A 20028-nucleotide genomic window follows, 5' to 3' on the forward strand; every position below is an offset into this window, starting at 1 on the left:
GTCTGCCGACTGCTGTCTCGGTCCTTGAGGGGGTTCACCCCACCCAACGGATCCTACGGGGCAGGCATTCCCGCGGGTGCCTGCTGCGGCCGGGAGAGCTCAGAGGCGTGAGAGCGTCTTGGTCAGCAATACCTTGCCCGGTGTCGCGGAGCCCGCGTCGACGCAGGTGGCAGAGACCACATAGGCGTCGACGAGCGCGGTGTCACCAGGGTGCGGCAGGACGACGAGGTAGGCGTCCTCACCCTGATAGGTGTCCGGCTCGGAGGCCAGGGCCTGCTCCGGGCGGCCGATGCCCTGCCGGACACAGAAGGGCGCCGTGCCGCCCGAGGCGCTCAGCGTCCTGTTGGGCGCGTCCCCGCCGGCCCCGGCGGTCTTCCCCCGGGGCTCGGTCGGGCTGAAGGACAGGGGCCTGAGGAGTTCGTGCACCCGCGCCGAGAGCTCACCGGAGCCGAGACGAGACGCCGACGCACTGCTCGGGCGGTCCTTGGAGGGCGGCGCCGTGGGAGCGTCCGTTCCACCGGACCGCAGGAAGAGGCCGCCCACGCCGAGCACGGCGGCGACACAGGCACTGCTGAGGAGCACGGTGGGCCAGCGGCGGGCGCGCGAGCGCCGGGGCTTGCGGGACGGCGGTGCCGGCATGCCGGGGCCGGTGGAGGCGTGGGGGCGGCCGTGGGGCCGGCCGACGGTTTCACGTGAAACCGGGGCTCCCGTCCCCTGCTCCCCCTTCTCCCTCTTCCCTCCGGTCCCCGTTTCACGTGAAACGGGGACCGGGCCGTCGGCCGGGGGTTCGGGGGTCGCCCCCCGAGAGGCCGCAGCACGTGAAACGGGGACACCGAACGGCGGTGTGGTCGAGTCCAGCAGTGCCTCGGCGGCGAGCGCGGCGTCGATGCGGCCCGCGATGTCCGACGGCATACGGGGCGGGCCGGGCAGGGTCCCCAGCGCCCCCCGGATCTCGTCCAGGGAGCTGCGTACGTCCTCGCACAGCTCGCACGCCGCCAGGTGCTCCCGTACGTCCGCGGTGCGTGCCGGTGAGAGCACCCCCTCGGTGAGCGCGGAGATCTCCGCGACCTCCGGGTGCCCATCCGTGCCGGTCATCGAAGTCACGCTCGCCCACCTCCGCCCTTCACTGGATCTGCGTCGCTCTGTCCTGCCGGTGGTGGGACGGACGCCCCCTGCGACCGGTTCCTTCCCCCGCCGAGCGGTGGGCTACCCCTGCCACCGGGACGCAGATGGGTGAGGATCGGCAGAAGCCGTGCCCGCCCCCGAGCGCAGCGGCTCTTCACGGTGCCGACGGGAACGTCCAGCACCTCGGCCGCCTCGGCGACGGGATAGCCCTGCATGTCCACCAGGACGAGGGCGGCGCGCTGATCGGGAGGGAGCGTGGCCAGGGCCTGCAGCAGCTCCCGGTGCAGGTCCCCGCGCTCCGCGGGCGCGGCCGCGGATTCATGGGGCTCTATGAGCTGCTCCAGCCGCTCGGTCTCGGCCAGAGGGGCGGTGCGCCGCGACGCGGCCTTGCGCGCCCGGTCCAGACAGGCGTTGACGGTGATGCGGTGCAGCCACGTGGTGACGGCGGACTGCCCGCGAAAGGTGTGTGCGGCGCGGTAGGCGGAGACCAGGGCGTCCTGCACGGCGTCCGCGGCCTCTTCCCTGTCGCCGAGGGTGCGCAGGGCGACGGCCCAGAGACGGTCACGGTGTCTGCGTACGATCTCGCCGAAGGCGTCGGGGTCACCGGCGACGTGCCGGGCGAGGAGATCGGCATCGCTGAGGCCGTTACGCAGGACGTCATCCACCGTCGAGCCCTCCCCCCTGAGGTCCGTTCCGAACGTCAGCCGGCGAACTTCACCTTGGTGATGCCCTGCTTGTATCCGTCACCGGCATAGGTCGTCGCGTCAGGGCCGGAGTGGGGCGCTGCCGTGATCCACAGGACGACGTACTGGGTCTTGACCGGCTCCTTGAGGGAGAGCTTTATCGAATCGGTCTCGGTCTTCTCGGTCGTGAGCTTCTTCATCGAGCCCAGCGGTGCGGTGCCGGAGAGGGACTTCGCCGCGTAGAGCGAGACCTCGGTGTAATGGCCCCCGTAGAGGAACTTGATGTCCGCGGAGCTGAGCTGCTGCTTCTTGCCGAGGTCGTAGACGATGCCGACGCCGCCCTTGTACTGGGCCAGGGAGGGGCCGTCGTTGTAGGTGCGCGAGCGCCAGACCTGATCGGGCGAGTCGTACTTGGTGTAGGTGTTCTTCACCCGCTCCGGGCTCTGCGCATTGCCGTTCGGCGCGTACTCCTCCGCGTCGTGGATCTCGATCGGCTTCCCGGTCGGCTTCGAGCCGTCGTCACCCGTCGACTCCGAGATCTGCGGGCGGTCCTCCTGCCCGTCCTTGAGGAGCGTGTCGGCGAGCTGCCAGCTGGCCAGGCCCAGGGCGGCGATCAGCAGGGCGGCGACGCTCCACTTGAGCGCCCGGCCCGTGCGGCCCTGCAGCGGAGGCGGCGGGGGCCCCGGCAGGGGGCCCGTGGCGGCGCCACCGTGCGGCGGCTGCTGGCCGTAGGCGTGCGGGCGGGGGTAGCCGCCCGGCGGCGTGGTGAAGGACGGCTCCGGGGGCCGGATCCGCGGCATGGCGGCGACGGCCTTGGACAGCTCCTCCGGGGTCGTGCACGGCTTCTCCTGCCGCGACGAGGTGGAGCCGTCGTGGACGAGCGCGCGCATGGCGAGCTCGGAAAGGCCGCGGTGGACGCCGGCGCGGACCTGGTCGGGGGCGATGAGGCCGACGCCCTTGGGCAGGCCGGGCAGCCCGTGGGCGCTGTCCTCGTAGGGCCAGCGCTGGGTGAGCGCGGCGTAGAGGAGCGCGCCGATGGCCTCGGTGTCGGTCTGCTGGGGGCGGTCGGAGGTGATGCCGCGGAGCGCCGCCATGACGGCCAGGCCGCGAATGCGGTACTGCCCGGTGCCGGTGCGCAGCACCGAGCCGGGGTGGAGGCGCAGGTGGGCGAGGCCCTCGCGGTGGGCGGCGGCCATGGCCTGGGACACCTGGCTGACGAGCTGGTAGGCGTCGTGCGGCTCCATGGGACCGGAGGCCAGGACGTTGGTCAGCTCGGTGGCGTCGGGCAGCCACTCGTGGACGACGTAGACGAGGTCGTTCTCCTCGACGGCGTCGAGGACCTGGACGAAGCGGGGGTCGCCGAGGAGGGCGGCGGAGCGGGCGGCGGCGAGGACGGGGCGGGCGCGCGGATGGTCGGCGGGCAGCAGGTGGACGCCCACGGCGCGGCGGAGCTTCTCGTCCACCGCACGCCAGCTGCTGAATCCCTCCAGACGGGTGACGCACTCCTCCAGGCGGTACCGCCTGGCGAGCTTGTGGCCGCTGTGCAGTTCGGGCGTGGTCCGGGCGTCGCGGGCGGGCTTCTTGCCGTCCGCGCGCCCGCTGTCCTTGTGGGTGCCGGCCTTGATCGCGGCCTCCGCCCCGTCGGCCGTGGCCTTGCCCGCCTTGGCGGTCAGCGGCTTGCCGCCGCTGTTGCCTGCCACGTCGACGGCAGCTGTGCTCCGTTCTGCCACCGTCGTTCCTGCCTCCCCATCCGTTGCACGCTGTCCACAGCCAAGACAATTGTGCCCACAGTCCGGCGCTATGCACGACACACGGCGGCGGGCGAAGGTTGTGCTCCCGTCAGCGTCCGAGTCGCCCGCGGACCATACCGACCATGGCCGTCAGCTCCTCGATCCGCATCCGCTTCGCCGCGATGTAGAAGACGGCGATCAGGACCAGACCACCGCCGGTCAGGGAGGCGAGCGAACCGAGCACGCCCCGGCCCAGAACCTGACCGATCCCGTAAGCGACGGCCCCGCCGATGAGGGCCGCGGGCACGCACGCGCCGGCGAGGCGGGCGTACGTCCGGATGACGTGCGAGCCGTCCAGGTCGCCGCCGAGGCGGGTACGCAGACGGCGCCAGGCCACACCGACGCCGACGGCGTAGCCGAGGCCGTAGGAGAAGGCCATGCCGGCCACGGCCCAGCGGGCGGGCAGGACGAGGTAGCTCAGCACGGCGGCCGCCGCGAAGACCGCGGAGACGATCAGCGTGTTGTAGAAGGGCGTGCGCGTGTCCTCGTAGGCGTAGAAGCCCCGGAGGATGACGTACTGCGCGGAGTACGGAATCAGGCCGAGGCCGAAGGCCATGAGGGTGTAGCCGATGTTGGTGGCACCCCCGACGCCCGAACCGCCCGCGAACATCAGCGTCGCCATGGGGACGCCGAGGGCCAGGAAGGCGAAGGCGCACGGCACGATGGCGACGGCCGAGGTCCGCAGTCCGTGGGAGAGGTCGTCCCGGACGGCGGAAGCGTCACCGTCGTGGGCCGCGCGGGAGATCCGGGGGAGGACCGCGGTCATCACCGAGACGGTGATGATGGCCTGCGGCATCTGCCAGAGCTGGAGTGCGTAGTTGTAGGCCGTGATGCCGGTACCGGTGTGGTCGGCCTTCTCGGCCAGGGCGCCCGCCTTGGTGGCGAGCTGTGTGACCACGACCATGCTGAGCTGGTTGGCGAGGACGAAGAAGAAGGTCCACTTGGCGAGGCCCGCGGCCTTGCCGAGGCCCTGGCCGCGCCAGTCGAAGCGGGGACGGATCCTGAATCCCGCATCGCGCAGGTAGGGGAGCATCGCCAGGGCCTGGACGACCAGGCCCAGCAGCGTGCCGATGCCGAGCAGCCGCACGCCCTCGGGCGTGATGGTGGCGGCGGTGACCCCGCTGTCGGTGAAGGGACCGAAGGCCCAGATGAAGGAGCCGAAGGTCGCGATGATGACGATGTTGTTGAGGACCGGGGTCCACATCATCGCGCCGAACTTCTCACGTGCGTTGAGGATCTGCCCCAGGACGACGTGCACACCCATGAAGAACATCGTGGGCAGGCAGTAGCGGGCGAACGCGACCGCCACGTCCATCCGGTCCGGGTCGCCGGCGATGGTCGGCGACATCGCCTGGATGAAGAGCGGCGCTCCCAGCACACAGACGGTGGTGACGCCTGCCAGCAGCACGACCACGAGCGTCAGGAGCCGGTTGGCGTAAGCCTCGCCGCCGTCCTCGTCGTTCTTCATCGCGCGGACCAGCTGCGGGATGAAGACGGCGTTCAGGGCGCCGCCGCCCACCAGGATGTAGATCATCGTCGGCAGGACGTTGGCGACCTGGTAGTCGTCGTTGAGCGTGCCGACGCCGATCGCCGCCGCCATGACCAGGTTGCGGCCGAAGCCCAGGATGCGGGAGACCATCGTGCCCGCGGCCATCACCGCGCTCGACTTCAGCAGGCTCGCGGCCTTGCCGCCGCCCTTGGCCTGCGGCGCCTTCGCCGCGGGAGCGGCAGCGGCGGCCGGCTCCGGAGCGGGCTCGGGCGTGGGGACGCCGGGGACGCCCTGCGGAGGCTGCGCGCCGTACTGGCCCGGGGCCGGGATCTGCTGCCCCGGCGGCCGCGGCGGCTCGTAGGGCTGCTGCTGGTCGCGGTAGAGGTGGGCGAAGGCGTCCCGCCGGGGGCCGCCGTCCTCGGGGCGGTCGGCGAAGCCGTCCACGGCGGCGAACTGCTTGGTGGCGTCGTCGTCACCGTAGGCCGGGAAGCCGCCCGGGCCGCCGGACCGGGCGGGAGGCCACGCCCGGGCGCCCGTGTCGGGGCCCGGCTGCTGCTGCGGGTAGGTGTTGCGGTACGTGCCGGGCGGCGCCGGGTGGGCGGAGCGGTCGTACAGCGCCTCGTCCAGGGGGTCCTGGGCGGCCGGGTCGTGCCCGGGGTAGGGCTCGGAGGCGTAGGCGTCCCGCAGGTAGGGATCCTGGGCGTACGGGCCCTGGCGGGGCGTGCCGGGGGGAGCCGGGGGCGGCGGGTACTGACCCCGCGGCTCACCACCCGCGCCCTGCCCGCGGTCACCGTCGTACGGCGCGTTCATCGCTACCCCACCTCATCGTCCGCGGCCGGCCGGCCCCACTAAGCGTCAATGTTCCACTTTCTCACCCGAGCCGGATGGCTCCGTGTCACGCGATCCGGTGTCCGGAGCCGGGTCACCCGGCCGCGCGGGCCGGTCGTCCCCCGGGCCTCCGTCGTCCGGCCCCTCGCCGTCCGCCCCGGGCTCTCCGCCCTCGGTCGCACGGGCGGCGGACCGCTTCCGCTTGATGTAGATGCGGAGCCCCGCGAGGACCAGCAGGAGCACACCACCGGCGATGACGATGAGAACCATAGGGGTGATGGACGTGACATGCACAGTGAAGACGACCGGGTCGCCGTAGGGCTGGCCCTCGGCCGTGTAGAGCCGGGCCGTCACGCGCACCGGGCCGTTGGCATTGGCCCGGGTCTCGAACTTCACCGACTGGTTCTGCCCGCCGTTGATCTTCACGGGCTGGGAGCGGTCGACCTGCAGACGGTTGGTCTGGCTGGATTCCAGCACCAGGTGGAGCCCCTCGATCCCCTGCAGCAGGCCGTTGTGGACCGTGATGGGGATGGTCGCGCTGCGCCCGGACAGGGTGACGTCGGACTTCTTGATCAGCTCCACGCGGCGGGTGAGCCCGTACAGATAGGACTGCACCGCCTCGCGGAACTCGGCGGCGCCCTTGCGGTCGCCGCGCCACGAGGCCGACATCTCCCGCATGATCGCGCTGCCGAAGGGCGTCACCACGCGGTCCTGCGAGGTCAGGATCACCTTGAAGCCGTCCAGCGTGGACTGGGTCTTCTGGATCTCCTGGAACGCCTTGGTGGACAGCTCCTGCTCGCGCAGCGACTCGGGGTACGAGCCGGTGCCCGGGACCTGCTGGTTCGCGTCCGGGTCCGGCTTGGCCGCGGCCGCGTCGCCCAGGTTGACGGGCTGCGTCCAGCGGTTGTCCGAGAGGGCCTTGATCGCCGCGGCCATCGCCTGGGCCTGGCTCGCGGTGGGCATGCGCTGCGGCGCCACGACGATGCTGCGCTCGTTGTCCGGCGCCTGCCGGTTCACCAGGAGGCTCTGGGCGACGAACCGCTGCACGGCGAGCGAGTACTCGCCGGCGCGGACGAGGTCGCCCTGGAAGCCGGTGGACATCCGGGCGTCCGCCACGACGGCGGTGTTGCCGCTGCCGATCTGGCGGGCCGCGGTGGGGCTGTAGGACGTCCGGTCGCGGAAGCTGTCGCTGCGCGCGATGACGTTGTGGGCGCCGGCCGAGGTGGCGACGTCGATGATCGAGGAGTCGACGGCGCCGTCGACGGGCCAGGCGAAGTCCGTGCGCGGCTTCACGCCGAGGATGGTGTCCACGGTCGTCGAGGCGAGCTCCGTGGCGGACTGCAGGTGGCTCAGGGAGCCCGGCACGTCCTTGCCGTGGTGGGCCAGCGACGCGAGGTCGGGGTCGCCGAACGGCAGCGCCACCACCTGGTCACCGGAGACGGCGGTCTGCAGCTGGCTGAGCCACTGCTTGGCGACCGCCTGGCCCCGGCCCGGGGTGGTCCTCCCGTCCGGGCCGCCCACCCGGTAGCTCTTGGTCATGGCCTCGACCGTGGCGAGCAGATCCGGGTCGATCACCCAGGTGATCGGAAGGTCCTTGCCCAGCGCCACCAGCTGCTGCAGCCGGCCGCCCGGGGCCAGCTCCGCGGCCAGGTCGTCGTTGGGGAAGATCGGCGTCTGCTGCTGATCGGACTCGGTCCGGGCCGTGAGGTGCGTCGCGGAGATCAGCGGCCACAGGAACGTGAGCTGCGTCTTCTTGCCCTCGATCGCGGAGGGCTGCCAGGTCAGCAGCGTCTGCGTGATCCCCAGCACCCGCTCGTAGCCCTGGTCCGCGGTGCGCCCCGACAGCGAGACGCCGAGCTGGTACACCCCGTCCCGGCTGAGGTCCAGGTCCTTCACCGGCAGCGAGATGCTGAAGTCGCGGCCGGCCCCCGGAGGGAGCTTGTCGATCTTCTGGGTGTGCTTGCCGATCTCGGAGCCGTCGGTGCCCGACGGGGACCGGCTGCCGGTCTCGTCGGCGTCGACCCGGCTGTTGATCTGGCTGCCCACCCGCAGGCCGACGTGCGCGTCGGTGACCGTCGAGCCACCGGTGTTGGTGACGGTGCCCGAGACCGTGAGCGTGTCGTCCTGCTTCGGCGCGGCGGGCGTCAGCGTGTGGACGGAGACGTCGACCGGCCGGGAGCCCGAGGGCTCGGCGCGGGCCGCCGGCGCCGCCGGCAGCTGCACCAGGCCGAGCAGCAGCGCCACGCCCGTCAGGAGCGTCGCAAGGTGCCGGGACCACCGGCAGGCAGCAGCGGAGGGGGTCTCCTGGGTCTCTGCCGCCTCGGCCACGCGCTCGTCCGTCCCTCGTCGTCGTCAGTGGTCGTCGGTTGTGCGTCCACGAATGGTAACGAGGCCCGCTGTGACGAAGTGCTGCGGACCGCTCCGCAAGATCGCGCAGCCGGCCCGATGTCCCGGCTGCACCCGCTTTGCGTGGGGTGCGCCATGCGTCCGTAACCGGGAGGCCCTGCGGCGCGCGGCCACGTACCCTCTTCTGTTGTGCCGAATGCCAACAATGACAGCCTCACCCAGTCGTCGACCAACGAGCTCAGCCATGTGCAGCGCCGTGCCGTGAGCGAGCTCCTGCGGGTCTCCCCCGTGGCCGACGACCTCGCCCGCCGATTCCAGGAAGCCGGGTTCACGCTTGCCCTGGTCGGGGGATCCGTACGGGACGCGCTGCTCGGCAGGCTCGGCAACGACCTCGACTTCACTACGGACGCCCGCCCGCAGGACGTCCTGAAGATCGTCCGGCCCTGGGCGGACTCGGTCTGGGAGGTCGGCATCGCCTTCGGCACCGTGGGATGCCGCAAAGCTGACTTCGACATTGAAGTCACCACATACCGGTCGGAAGCCTATGACCGGACCTCCCGCAAGCCGGAGGTCTCCTACGGCGACTCGATCGAGGAAGACCTCGTCCGCCGCGACTTCACCGTCAACGCCATGGCCGTCGCGCTGCCGGAGAAGGAGTTCATCGACCCGCACAACGGCCTGGAGGACCTGGCCGCCCGGGTCCTGCGCACCCCCGGCACCCCGGAGGAGTCCTTCTCCGACGACCCGCTGCGCATGATGCGGGCCGCCCGCTTCGCCGCCCAGCTCGACTTCGAGGTCGCCCCCGAGGTCGTCACCGCGATGACGGAGATGTCCGGCCGGCTCGAGATCGTCTCCGCCGAGCGGGTCCGGGACGAGCTCAACAAGCTGATCCTCTCCGACCACCCGCGCAAGGGCCTGAGGCTCCTGGTCGACACCGGGCTCGCCGCGCTCGTCCTGCCCGAGCTGCCCGCCCTGCGCCTGGAGCGCGACGAGCACCACCGCCACAAGGACGTGTACGAGCACACGCTCACCGTCCTGGAGCAGGCCGTCGCCCTGGAGGCCCCGCGCGATCAGCCCGGCGGCGGCCCCGACCTGGTACTGCGCCTCGCGGCCCTGCTGCACGACATCGGCAAGCCGCGGACGCGCCGCTTCGAGAAGGACGGCCGGGTCTCCTTCCACCACCACGAGGTGGTGGGCGCCAAGATGACCAAGTCCCGGATGACCAAGCTCAAGTACTCCAACGAGCTGGTGAAGGACGTCTCCAAGCTCGTGGAGCTGCACCTGCGCTTCCACGGCTACGGCACCGGCGAGTGGACCGACTCCGCCGTCCGCCGGTACGTGCGCGACGCCGGGCCCATGCTGGAGCGGCTCCACAAGCTGACCCGGTCCGACTGCACCACGCGCAACAAGCGCAAGGCCAATGCGCTCTCGCGGGCGTACGACGGCCTGGAGGAGCGCATCGCCAGGCTGCAGGAGCAGGAGGAGCTGGACGCGATCCGGCCGGACCTGGACGGCAACCAGATCATGGAGATCCTGGGCGTGGGCCCGGGCCCGCAGATCGGCAAGGCGTACAAGCACATGCTGGAGCTGCGCCTGGAGAACGGCCCGATGAGCCACGACGAGGCGGTCGCCGCGCTCAAGGTTTGGTGGGCGGCGCAGGGCTGACCTTGGGCCCTGGCCGGAGACCCCGCGCGTGTTTCACGTGAAACACGCGCGGGGCCGCGCTATGCGTCCTCCCGGCTCCGGAAGCCCGCCAGGACGACGGCGACGACTGTGTAGAGCACGGCGATCGCGGACACCAGTAGGGCCGAGCGGCCGTCGGGCGGCAGCATCAGGGCAGCCACCGCGGCCGCCCCCACGAAGGCGACGTTGAAGAGGACGTCGTAGAGCGAGAAGACCCGGCCCCGGAAGGCGTCGTCCACCGAGGACTGGACCACGGTGTCCGTGGCGATCTTGGCGCCCTGGGTGGTCAGGCCCAGGACGAAGGCGGCGATCAGCATGGGGACGCGCTCGAACGGCAGGCCGAGGGCGGGTTCCAGCACCGCCGCGGCGGCGGCGCAGGCGACCATCCAGCCGAGCCTGCCCAGCCGGGAGACCGCCCAGGGGGTGATGACGGCCGCCGCGAAGAACCCCGCTCCCGAGATGGCGACGGCGAGCCCCAGCAGGGCCATCCCCTTGGACTCGCTGCTCGTCCACGCGTAGCGGCAGAGCATCAGCACGGTGACCGTCAGGGCGCCGTAGCAAAAGCGCATCAGCGTCATGCCGGCGAGCGCGTACGCGGCCGTGCGGCGCTCGGCGAGATGGCGCAGCCCCGCGGCCAGTCCCCGAGCGGTGCCGGTCAGGGTGGCGCCCAGCCGGTGGGCCACCGGCGTGTCCGGCCCCAGCAGGCCGATGGGCATCAGCAGGGAGCACAGGGCGGCGCACAGGTAGAGCGCCGCGCCGAGCAGGACGACCCAGGCGTCGGAGCCCGTCCCCTCGGGAGCGGCCACGCGTACGGCGAAGGCGAGGCCGCCGCCCACGGTGGCCGCCAGGGTCCCGGCGGTCGGGGAGAGGGAGTTGGCCATGACCAGCCGCTCGCGGGAGTCGACCACCCGCGGCAGGGCGGCGGAGAGCCCGGCCAGCACGAAGCGGTTGACGGCGGTGACCGACAGGGCGGAGGCGTAGAAGAGCCAGTCGGGGGCGCGTGCGACGACGAGCAGGGCGGTCACGGTGGCCAGGGCTGCGCGCAGCAGGTTGCCGTGGAGCAGCACCTGTCGGCGGCGCCAGCGGTCCAGCAGTACTCCGGCGAAGGGGCCCAGCAGCGAGTACGGCAGCAGGAGCACGGCCATGGCCGAGGCGATGGCCGTGGGGGAGGCCTGCTTCTCCGGGGAGAAGACCACGTAGGCGGCGAGGGCGACCTGGTAGACCCCGTCGGCGGCCTGAGAGAGGAGCCGGACTGCCAGCAGGCGGCGGAAATCGCGAAGGCGGAGCAGGACGCGAAGATCACGCACAACGGGCATGGTCCACAGCCTCACACAACGCCCAGGTCCCCGGGCGGACGACCCGGGGACCTGTGGCGGAGGGAGGCGAAAGAAGCGGAACGCTTAGCGCTCGACCTCGCCCTTGATGAACTTCTCGACGTTCTCGCGGGCCTCGTCGTCGAAGTACTGCACCGGCGGCGACTTCATGAAGTACGAGGAGGCGGAGAGGATCGGGCCGCCGATGCCGCGGTCCTTGGCGATCTTCGCGGCGCGGACGGCGTCGATGATGACACCGGCCGAGTTCGGGGAGTCCCAGACCTCGAGCTTGTACTCCAGGTTCAGCGGGACGTCACCGAAGGCGCGGCCCTCGAGGCGCACGTACGCCCACTTGCGGTCGTCCAGCCAGGCCACGTAGTCCGAGGGACCGATGTGGACGTTCTTCTCGCCCATCTCGCGGTCGGGGATCTGCGAGGTGACGGCCTGCGTCTTGGAGATCTTCTTGGACTCGAGGCGGTCGCGCTCGAGCATGTTCTTGAAGTCCATGTTGCCGCCGACGTTCAGCTGCATCGTGCGGTCCAGGATGACGCCCCGGTCCTCGAACAGCTTGGCCATCACGCGGTGCGTGATGGTGGCGCCGACCTGCGACTTGATGTCGTCACCGACGATCGGGACGCCGGCCTCGGTGAACTTGTCCGCCCACTCCTTGGTGCCGGCGATGAAGACCGGGAGGGCGTTGACGAAGGCGACCTTGGCGTCGATGGCGCACTGCGCGTAGAACTTCGCGGCGTCCTCGGAGCCCACGGGGAGGTAGCAGACGAGAACGTCGACCTGCTTGTCCTTGAGGACCTGGACGACGTCGACGGGAGCCTCGGCGGACTCCTCGATGGTCTCGCGGTAGTACTTGCCCAGACCGTCGAGGGTGTGGCCGCGCTGGACGGTGACGCCGCTGTTCGGCACGTCGCAGATCTTGATGGTGTTGTTCTCGCTGGCGCCGATGGCGTCGGCGAGGTCGAGACCGACCTTCTTCGCGTCGACGTCGAAGGCGGCCACGAACTCCACATCACGGACGTGGTAGTCGCCGAACTGCACGTGCATCAGACCCGGCACGCGGCCGTTCGGGTCGGCGTCCTTGTAGTACTCGACGCCCTGCACCAGCGAGGCGGCGCAGTTGCCCACGCCGACGATGGCTACGCGAACCGAACCCATTCCGGTTGCTCCCTGTTAGTACTCGACGAAGCCCTGCAGGAGTGCAGGGCTCACTGGTCCGGACCGGTGCGCTTGTCACGCCCGGCCCGCTCGCTCTCGATCAGCTCGTTCAGCCAGCGGACCTCGCGCTCCACGGACTCCATGCCGTGGCGCTGAAGCTCGAGGGTGTAGTCGTCCAGCCGTTCCCGGGTGCGGGCGAGGGAGGCGCGCATCTTTTCGAGGCGCTCCTCCAGACGGCTGCGGCGGCCTTCCAGCACGCGCATCCGTACGTCCCGCGACGTCTGCCCGAAGAACGCGAAGCGGGCGGCGAAGTGTTCGTCCTCCCACGCATCCGGGCCGGTGTGGGCGAGCAGCTCCTCGAAGTGCTCCTTGCCCTCTGCCGTCAGGCGGTAGACAATCTTCGCCCGCCGTCCGGCCAGGGACGCCGCACGGGCGTCCTCCGGAGCGCTCCCGGGTTCCTCGACCAGCCAGCCGTTGGCCACGAGGGCCTTCAGGCAGGGGTAGAGGGTGCCGTAGCTGAACGCACGGAACACCCCGAGCGAGGTGTTCAAGCGTTTCCGCAGCTCGTAGCCGTGCATCGGGGACTCGCGGAGCAGGCCGAGGACGGCGAACTCGAGGATGCCGGAGCGTCTGCTCATGTTTCGCCTCCTTGTCGCACACAGCCTAGTCCTTGTGATCCCTAGTCCCTATTGGTCCCTTATGCCGACTCCGAGCCGACCTTTATGCCGAGCTGATGTATCGACTCGATACATCCAGACGATAGAACGCACCCCTGGATGCGACAAGAGGGGGCACGGTGAACGAGGTCACATCACCGATTCGTGGGACACAAGCGGCCTGAATTGGAGTGAACATCCGTAGTAGGAGCGTTTTGGCCGTGCGTAGTCTGTGCGCCATGCAGACCAGCGGGAACCGAGTGGCGACGACAGGCGTCCTCGTCCCGTACGCAATGCGCCCGGTTGCCTCAGGCAGCCGTTCAGCGCATCGGGGGGAACGCAAGCCACCTGCCGCTTCCAGGCGATAGCGCCTGCCCGAGGAGTAGTCGTTCGATGAGCGAGCACCGCCGCAAGCCGCCGCAGCCTCAGGGCGGCGGACGAGCCGCGGCCAGGCGCGCGGCACAGCAGCCGGGACCCGGCCGCCGCGCCGCGCCGACCAGCAGTTCCGCCGCGCGGTCCGGCCGCGGCGAGTCCGACCGGCACGGCAGCCGGGCCGAGGCCCGCCGTGCGACCCAGCGCGGCCCCGCGGCCGGCGGCCGCAGACGCGGCGGCGATCCAGGAGGAGGCTCCGGCGGCCGGCGCCCCGGCAAGAAGCGCTTCATCGACTATCCCCGGGCGGGCAAGGACGGCGCCAAGCGCTGGCTGCCCTCCTGGAAGCTGGTCCTCGGGACGGCCTTCACCTTCATCGGCCTGATCTTCGGCACCGTGGGCATCGCCCTGGCCGTGGTCCAGGTGCCGTCCGCCCAGCGGACCGCCCAGGTGCAGAAGAACGTCTACTACTGGGCCGACGGCAAGCAGATGGTGGTCGCGGGCGGTGGTGCGCTCAACCGCCAGATCGTGCCGATCTCCAAGATCCCCCTGTCGATGCAGCGAGCGGTGATCTCGGCCGAGAACGCCAGCTTCTACAAGGACTGGGGCGTCGACCCGATGGGCATCGCGCGCGCCGTCGTGAAGATGGCGCAGGGCGGGGAGACCCAGAGCGGTTCGACCATCACGCAGCAGTTCGTGAAGAACACGTACCTGAGCCAGGAACAGACGCTCAAGCGCAAGGCCACCGAGCTGCTGATCTCCATAAAGGTGGGTGCCACCAAGGACAAGGACGAGATCCTTGCGGGGTACCTCAACACCGCCTATTACGGGAGGGGGGCCTACGGGATCCAGGCCGCGGCACGCGCTTACTACGACAAGGACTGCAAGGACCTCACGCCGAGCGAGAGCGCGTTCCTCGCCGCCACGCTCAACGGTCCCAACCTGTACGACCCGTACGGCGGCCAGGGCCCGGCGGCCACCGCGGAGAAGAACACCAAGCGGGCCACCGACCGCTGGAAGTGGACCCTGGACCGCGAGGTCGAGACGGGCAACATGAAGGCGGCCGACCGCGACATGTGGGTCGGCAAGGGCTTCCCGACGCCCCAGAAGCCCAAGCCCGCGACCAACCGCGCCGGCCAGATCGGCTACCTCACCGACCTCGCCGACAACTACGTCGTCGCCCACTCCGGCATCAGCAAGACCCAGCTGGACCGCGGCGGCTACCAGATCTACACGACCTTCGACCGGGACAAGGTGGGCGCCCTGGCGAAGTCGGTCGAGGACGTCCGCAAGGCGAACATCAAGCCGGACGTGCGGGAGCGCGACAAGTTCGTGCAGTTCGGCGGGGCCTCCGTCGACCCCAAGACCGGCAAGATCGTCGCCATCTACGGCGGCGAGAACGCGCTGGAGCACTACACCAACAACGCCGACTACACCGGCGTGCAGGTGGGCTCGACCTTCAAGCCCTTCGTGCTCGCCGCGGCCATGTCGCACGGCAAGCGCAACCCGGCCCTGGGCCGGCAGCAGAGCGACAGCCAGCGCACGCTCGTCTCTCCCGACAGCATCTACAACGGCAACAACAAGGTGACGCTGCGGGAGTACAACGGCAAGATCTGGCACGACAACGACGGCAGCGAGTGGCACCAGAAGAACGACGGTGAAGAGGACAAGGGCCTCGTCACCCTGCGCACCGCCATGCAGTACTCGGTGAACACCCCCTTCATCCAGCTCGGCATGGACGTGGGCACGGACCTGGTCAAGGAGGCCGCCCTGCGGGCCGGCCTGGACAAGGACCAGCTCTCCGCCACCACGCCCACCTTCTCGCTCGGCACATCGGCGCCCAGCGCGATCCGCCTGGCCGGTTCCTACGCCACGTTCGCCGCCAGCGGCAAGCAGATCGACCCGTACTCGGTCGAGAAGGTCGAGCGGGACGGCAGGGCGGTCTACGCGCACGAGATGAAGTCGGACACCGCGTTCTCGCCGAACGTGGCGAACAACATCACCGACGTCCTCAAGACCGTCGTGGAGGAGGGCACGGGCACCTCGGCCAAGCTCGCCGGCGGCCGTCCGGCCGCTGGCAAGACGGGTACGACGGACGAGAACCGCTCCGCCTGGTTCGCGGGATACACGCCGCAGCTGTCCACGGCGATCGGCATGTACCGGGTCGACCCCAACGCCAAGAAGCAGGAGTTCCTGTCGATGCGCGGCGTGGGCGGCAAGGAGACCATCCACGGTGCGTCGTTCCCGGCGGAGATCTGGGCCGACTACATGAACGCCGCGCTCAAGGGCCAGCCGATCGAGCAGTTCGAGCCGGCGCAACCGCTCGGCGAGAAGATCTTCGGTGACGGCGCCAGCCCCTCCCCCAGCGCGCCTCCCTCCGCGCCCCCGCCGGCGTCGCCGTCCGCCTCCCCGTCCGGCACGCCGTCGAAGTCCACCTCGCCGAGCCCGTCGGCGAGCCGTTCCTGCTCGGTGTTCGACTTCCGCTGCAAGCACGGCGGGAGCACCGGTGGCAGCACCGGTGGCCCCGGTGGCGGACCGGGCGGCGGTCCCGGCGGTGGCCCCGGTGGCGGGCCGGGCGAGTCGCCGACGCCGGACACCAGCAGGCGCCCCGGAGGCGGCGGCCTCTTCGGTGGCATGAACGGCTGACCAGCCCGGACCCCCGAGTCCGGCATCCGCTCCGAGGGCCGTCCCGCGTTCGCGTGAGACGGCCCTCGAAGTTATCCACAGGCTCCGGCAGCTCACAGGCACGTACGGCAGGATGGCCCCATGAGGAGCGCGCGGGACGACGACCGGCAGGTGCGGCCCACCGATGAGGACGAGGTGGCGGCCGCAGGCAGCGAGCTCATCGGCGGGCCCGCGGGCAAGCGGGCCGTGCCCGGCGGGGGCTGGTGGACGCCGGTCCGTGTGATCGTGCTGGTGGCGATCGGGATGTTCGCCCTCGGCATGGTCCAGAAGCTCCCCTGCTACGAGTACGGGTGGTTCTTCGGCGCCACCACGCAGTACACCCACGCCTGCTATTCCGACATCCCGCACCTCTACAGCGGCCGCGGCTTCGACGCGGGCCTGATCCCGTACTTCGACCGCATCCCCCAGGCCGTCTCCGGCGGCATGGACTATCTGGAATATCCGGTCCTCACCGGCCTGTTCATGCAGATCGCCGCCTGGCTGACCCCCGGCGGCGGCACCATCCAGCACCGCGAGCAGATCAACTGGCTGGTCAACGCCGGCATGCTGATGGCCTGCACCGCCGTGATCGCCATCTGCTCGGCCCGTACGCACCGGCGCCGGCCCTGGGACGCCCTGCTGATCGCGCTCGCACCGGCCTTCGCCCTGACGGCCACCGTCAACTGGGACCTGTTCGCCGTCGCCCTCACCGCAGCGGCGATGCTGATGTGGTCCCGCGGCAGGACGGTGCTCGCGGGCGCCCTGATCGGCCTGGCGGCCGCGGCGAAGCTCTATCCGCTGCTGCTCCTCGGCCCGCTCTTCGTGCTGTGCCTGCGGGCCGGGCGCATGAAGGCCTTCGCCGTGACCACCGCGTCCGCCGTGGCCGCCTGGCTGGTGGTGAACCTTCCGGTGATGCTCACGCACGACGCCGCCGGCTTCCACATCCGCGAGGGCTGGGCGAAGTTCTACACCTTCAGCCAGGAGCGCCCGATCGACTTCGGCTCGATCTGGCTGCTGATCTCCCAGCGGACCGGCAATCCCCTGGACGACGCCAATACGTACGTGAGCCTGCTGATGATCCTGGGCTGCCTGGCCCTGGTGGCCCTCGGCCTCTACGCCCCCAGGCGCCCGCGCTTCGCCCAGCTGGCCTTCCTCGTGGTGGCGCTCTTCATCCTCACCAACAAGGTCTATTCACCGCAGTACGTGCTCTGGCTCATCCCGCTCGCCGTGCTGGCGCGCCCCAAGTGGCGCGACTTCCTGATCTGGCAGGTCTGCGAGGTGCTGTACTTCCTCGGCATCTGGTCCTACCTCGCCTACACGGGCAGCGGTGACAAGCACCAGGGCCTGCCCACGGAGGGCTATCAACTGGCCATCGCCCTGCACCTGCTGGGCACGCTGTACCTGTGCGCGGTCATCGTGCGCGATGTCCTCATGCCCGAGCGGGACGTCGTCCGCCGGGACGGCTCCGACGACCCCTCCGGCGGCATCCTGGACGGGGCCCCGGACGTCGTCGCCCTGGGCCCCGCGCACGCGCCGCCGCACGCCGAGCGGTCCGCGGGCACGAGCGTGCGCTGGGGGACCGGCAGCCGCCCACCGGCGTAGGAGGCGGCCGCCCGGGCCCGTCAACCCGAGGGGAGGGGGTGGGTCAGTGGTCGACGAGACGGTCGAACGTCGTGGTGGTGTGCCGCAGCTTGGCCACCATCTCATCGCCGACCTGGGGGGTCGGCATGTCGTTCGGCACGAAGAGGATCGACACCTGCATGTGCGGGGGCTCCGCGAACCAGAGCTGCTTGTCGGCCCAGTAGAAGGGCGACTGGTTGCGGTTCATGGTCGCGAGGCCGGCCCGGGCGACGCCCTTGGCCCGCGGCATCATGCCGTGCAGCGCCTTCGGCGCCTCCAGGCCCACACCGTGCGAGGTGCCGCCCGCCACGACGACGAGGTGGCCGTCCGCGCCGACCTTCTGCTGGCGGTAGCCGAAGCGGTCGCCCTTGGACACGGGCGTCACGTCCAGGACCGCACCCTTGTAGTGGGTGGCGCCGTGGTCGCCCAGCCACAGCCGGGTGCCGATGCGGGCGCGGAAGCGGGTGTGCGGGTACTGCTGCTGCAGCCGCGCGAGTTCCTCGGACTTCAGATGGCTGACGAACATGGTGTGCAGCGGCAGGCGCGCGTTGCGCAGCCGCTCCATCCACTCGGCGACCTCCTGGACGGCGTCCGAGCCGTCCGTGCGGTCCAGCGGCAGGTGGATGGCGAAGCCCTCCAGGCGCACGTCCTCTATGGCCGCGTGCAGCTTGGGCAGGTCCTCCTCGCTGATGCCGTGCCGCTTCATGGTGCTCATGACCTCGACGACGACGCGCGCGCCCACCAGGCCGCGCACCCCCTCGACCGAGGAGACGGACCGGATGGCCCGGTCCGGCAGCGGCACGGGCTCCTCGCCCAGCCGGAAGGGGGTGAGCACCAGCAGGTCACCGCTGAAGTAGTCCTTGATCCGGGCCGCTTCGTAGGTGGTGCCCACGGCGAGGACGTCCGAGCCGAAGCGCGCCGCTTCGTCGGCCAGCCGCTCGTTGCCGAAGCCGTATCCATTGCCCTTGCACACCGGGATGATGCCCGGGAACTGCTGGACGATGGTTTGCTGGTGCGCCCGCCAGCGCGCGGTGTCGACGTAGAGCGTGAGCGCCATGGCCCGTCCCGGAACCTTTCCCTGTGCCTGCTGGATGCTGTGCTTGCTGAACGCGCGGGATCGCAGGACCCCGGGAGAACGTCAGCGACGAGACATGTACATGTCGAGCGCCTTGTGGAGCAGCTTGTTGAGCGGGAAGTCCCACTCGCCGAGGTACTCCGCGGCCTGGCCGCCCGTGCCGACCTTGAACTGGATGAGGCCGAAGAGGTGGTCGCTCTCGTCCAGGGAGTCGCCGATGCCGCGCAGGTCGTAGACGCTCGCGCCCAGCGCGTAGGCGTCGCGCAGCATCCGCCACTGCATGGCGTTGGAGGGACGGACCTCGCGCTTGTGGTTGGCGGAGGCGCCGTAGGAGTACCAGACGTGCCCGCCGACGATCAGCATCGTCGCGGCGGCGACGGCCTCGCCCTCGTGCACCGCGAAGTACAGCCGCATGCGGTTGGGGTCCTCGGTGTTGAGGGCCGTCCACATGCGCTGGAAGTAGCTCAGCGGCCGCGGGCGGAACTTGTCGCGCTCCGCGGTGATCTCGTACAGGTGCTGCCAGGTGGGCAGGTCCTCGTAGCCGCCCTGGACCACCTCGACGCCGGCCTTCTCGGCCTTCTTGATGTTGCGGCGCCACAGCTGGTTGAAGTTCTTGTGGACGTCCTCGAGCGAGCGGTTCGCCAGGGGCACCTGGAAGACGTACCGCGGCTGGACGTCACCGAAGCCGGCGCCGCCGTCCTCGCCCTGCTGCCAGCCCATCCGGCGCAGCTGGTCGGCGACCTCGAAGGCGCGCGGCTCGATGAAGGTGGCCTCGACGTCGCGCAGGCGCTTGACGTCCGGGTCGGAGATGCCGGACTTGATCGCGCCCGCGTCCCAGCGCCGGATGACGACCGGCGGGCCCATCTTCACGGAGAAGGCACCCTGCTGCTTGAGGTGGGCGAGCATGGGCTGCAGCCAGTCGGCGAGGTTCGGCGAGAACCAGTTGATGACCGGGCCCTCGGGCAGATAGGCCAGGTAACGCTTGATCTTGGGCAGCTGGCGGTAGAGCACCAGACCCGCGCCGACCATCTGCCCGGTCTTGTCGAACCAGCCCAGGCTCTCCGAGCGCCACTCCGCCTTGACATCGGCCCACGCCGGCACCTGCATGTGACTGGCCGCGGGCAGGCTCTGGATATAAGCCAGATGCTGCTCTCGGCTGATTGTCCTCAGGGTCAGGCTCATGCGGGGCGCTCCTCGGCAGGTGTGTCCCCATGGTC

13 protein-coding genes are annotated in these 20028 nt (G+C 70.7%); 3 read left to right on the forward strand and 10 right to left on the reverse strand.

The genetic code is table 11. The features are described 5' to 3' along the window. Positions 1–99 precede the first annotated feature (99 nt). The 5 genes from FGW37_RS16465 to FGW37_RS16485 all read right to left on the reverse strand — a co-directional run bounded on the left by FGW37_RS16465 (position 100) and on the right by FGW37_RS16485 (position 8243). Positions 100–1104 carry an anti-sigma factor gene (locus tag FGW37_RS16465; protein ID WP_179081738.1) on the reverse strand — a complete coding sequence of 335 codons (1005 nt, stop codon included), beginning with the start codon at positions 1102–1104 and terminating at the stop codon, positions 100–102. Beyond that, positions 1101–1790: an RNA polymerase sigma factor SigM gene (gene sigM / locus FGW37_RS16470; RefSeq protein ID WP_179081739.1), complete on the reverse strand. Its 690-nt coding sequence runs from the start codon at positions 1788–1790 to the stop codon at positions 1101–1103. Before sigM ends, FGW37_RS16465 begins: the two co-directional genes overlap by 4 nt. 35 nt (positions 1791–1825) lie before the next feature. Then, complete coding sequence (locus FGW37_RS16475; protein WP_179081740.1) at positions 1826–3538, reverse strand: protein kinase family protein; 1713 nt, start codon at positions 3536–3538, stop codon at positions 1826–1828. Positions 3539–3647: 109 nt separating this feature from the next. After that, positions 3648–5897 carry a murein biosynthesis integral membrane protein MurJ gene (gene murJ / locus FGW37_RS16480; RefSeq protein WP_179081741.1) on the reverse strand — a complete coding sequence of 750 codons (2250 nt, stop codon included), beginning with the start codon at positions 5895–5897 and terminating at the stop codon, positions 3648–3650. A gap of 45 nt (positions 5898–5942) precedes the next feature. Beyond that, a complete protein-coding gene (locus tag FGW37_RS16485; RefSeq protein ID WP_179081742.1) occupies positions 5943–8243 on the reverse strand; it encodes a DUF6049 family protein in 2301 nt (766 codons plus the stop codon). A 207-nt stretch (positions 8244–8450) separates the two neighbouring features. Here FGW37_RS16485 and FGW37_RS16490 point away from each other — a divergent pair, with 207 nt between their 5' ends. Then, on the forward strand, positions 8451–9926 hold the full coding sequence (locus FGW37_RS16490) for a CCA tRNA nucleotidyltransferase (protein WP_179081743.1): 1476 nt from the start codon (positions 8451–8453) through the stop codon (positions 9924–9926). A 59-nt stretch (positions 9927–9985) separates the two neighbouring features. On the opposite strand, the gene FGW37_RS16495 is transcribed toward FGW37_RS16490, so the two are convergent. From FGW37_RS16495 to FGW37_RS16505, 3 genes are all read right to left on the reverse strand, one after another. Further along, the gene (locus FGW37_RS16495) at positions 9986–11260 is read right to left on the reverse strand and encodes an MFS transporter (RefSeq protein ID WP_179081744.1); all 1275 of its coding nucleotides are present in this window, start codon (positions 11258–11260) and stop codon (positions 9986–9988) included. Between the two features lie 84 nt (positions 11261–11344). Beyond that, positions 11345–12427 carry an inositol-3-phosphate synthase gene (locus tag FGW37_RS16500; RefSeq protein WP_179081745.1) on the reverse strand — a complete coding sequence of 361 codons (1083 nt, stop codon included), beginning with the start codon at positions 12425–12427 and terminating at the stop codon, positions 11345–11347. Positions 12428–12477: 50 nt separating this feature from the next. Beyond that, positions 12478–13065, reverse strand: coding sequence for a PadR family transcriptional regulator (locus FGW37_RS16505; RefSeq protein WP_058045335.1), 588 nt, complete (start codon positions 13063–13065; stop codon positions 12478–12480). Positions 13066–13476: 411 nt separating this feature from the next. Here FGW37_RS16505 and FGW37_RS16510 point away from each other — a divergent pair, with 411 nt between their 5' ends. Both FGW37_RS16510 and FGW37_RS16515 read left to right on the forward strand, forming a co-directional pair. Next, on the forward strand, positions 13477–16098 hold the full coding sequence (locus tag FGW37_RS16510) for a transglycosylase domain-containing protein (RefSeq protein ID WP_179081746.1): 2622 nt from the start codon (positions 13477–13479) through the stop codon (positions 16096–16098). Positions 16099–16218: 120 nt separating this feature from the next. Then, positions 16219–17718, forward strand: a complete 1500-nt coding sequence (locus FGW37_RS16515) for a glycosyltransferase family 87 protein (RefSeq protein ID WP_179081747.1) — start codon at positions 16219–16221, stop codon at positions 17716–17718. A 43-nt stretch (positions 17719–17761) separates the two neighbouring features. On the opposite strand, the gene FGW37_RS16520 is transcribed toward FGW37_RS16515, so the two are convergent. Together FGW37_RS16520 and FGW37_RS16525 are read right to left on the reverse strand one after the other, a co-directional pair. Beyond that, on the reverse strand, positions 17762–18793 hold the full coding sequence (locus FGW37_RS16520; RefSeq protein ID WP_179081748.1) for an alanine racemase: 1032 nt from the start codon (positions 18791–18793) through the stop codon (positions 17762–17764). 81 nt (positions 18794–18874) lie between these two features. Next, entirely contained in the window at positions 18875–19993 is a 1119-nt protein-coding gene (locus tag FGW37_RS16525) for a lipid II:glycine glycyltransferase FemX (protein WP_179081749.1), read from the reverse strand. Positions 19994–20028: the final 35 nt, after the last annotated feature.

It is taken from the genome of Streptomyces rectiverticillatus, from assembly GCF_013394065.1.
GTDB classification, from domain to species: Bacteria; Actinomycetota; Actinomycetes; order Streptomycetales; family Streptomycetaceae; genus Streptomyces; species Streptomyces rectiverticillatus.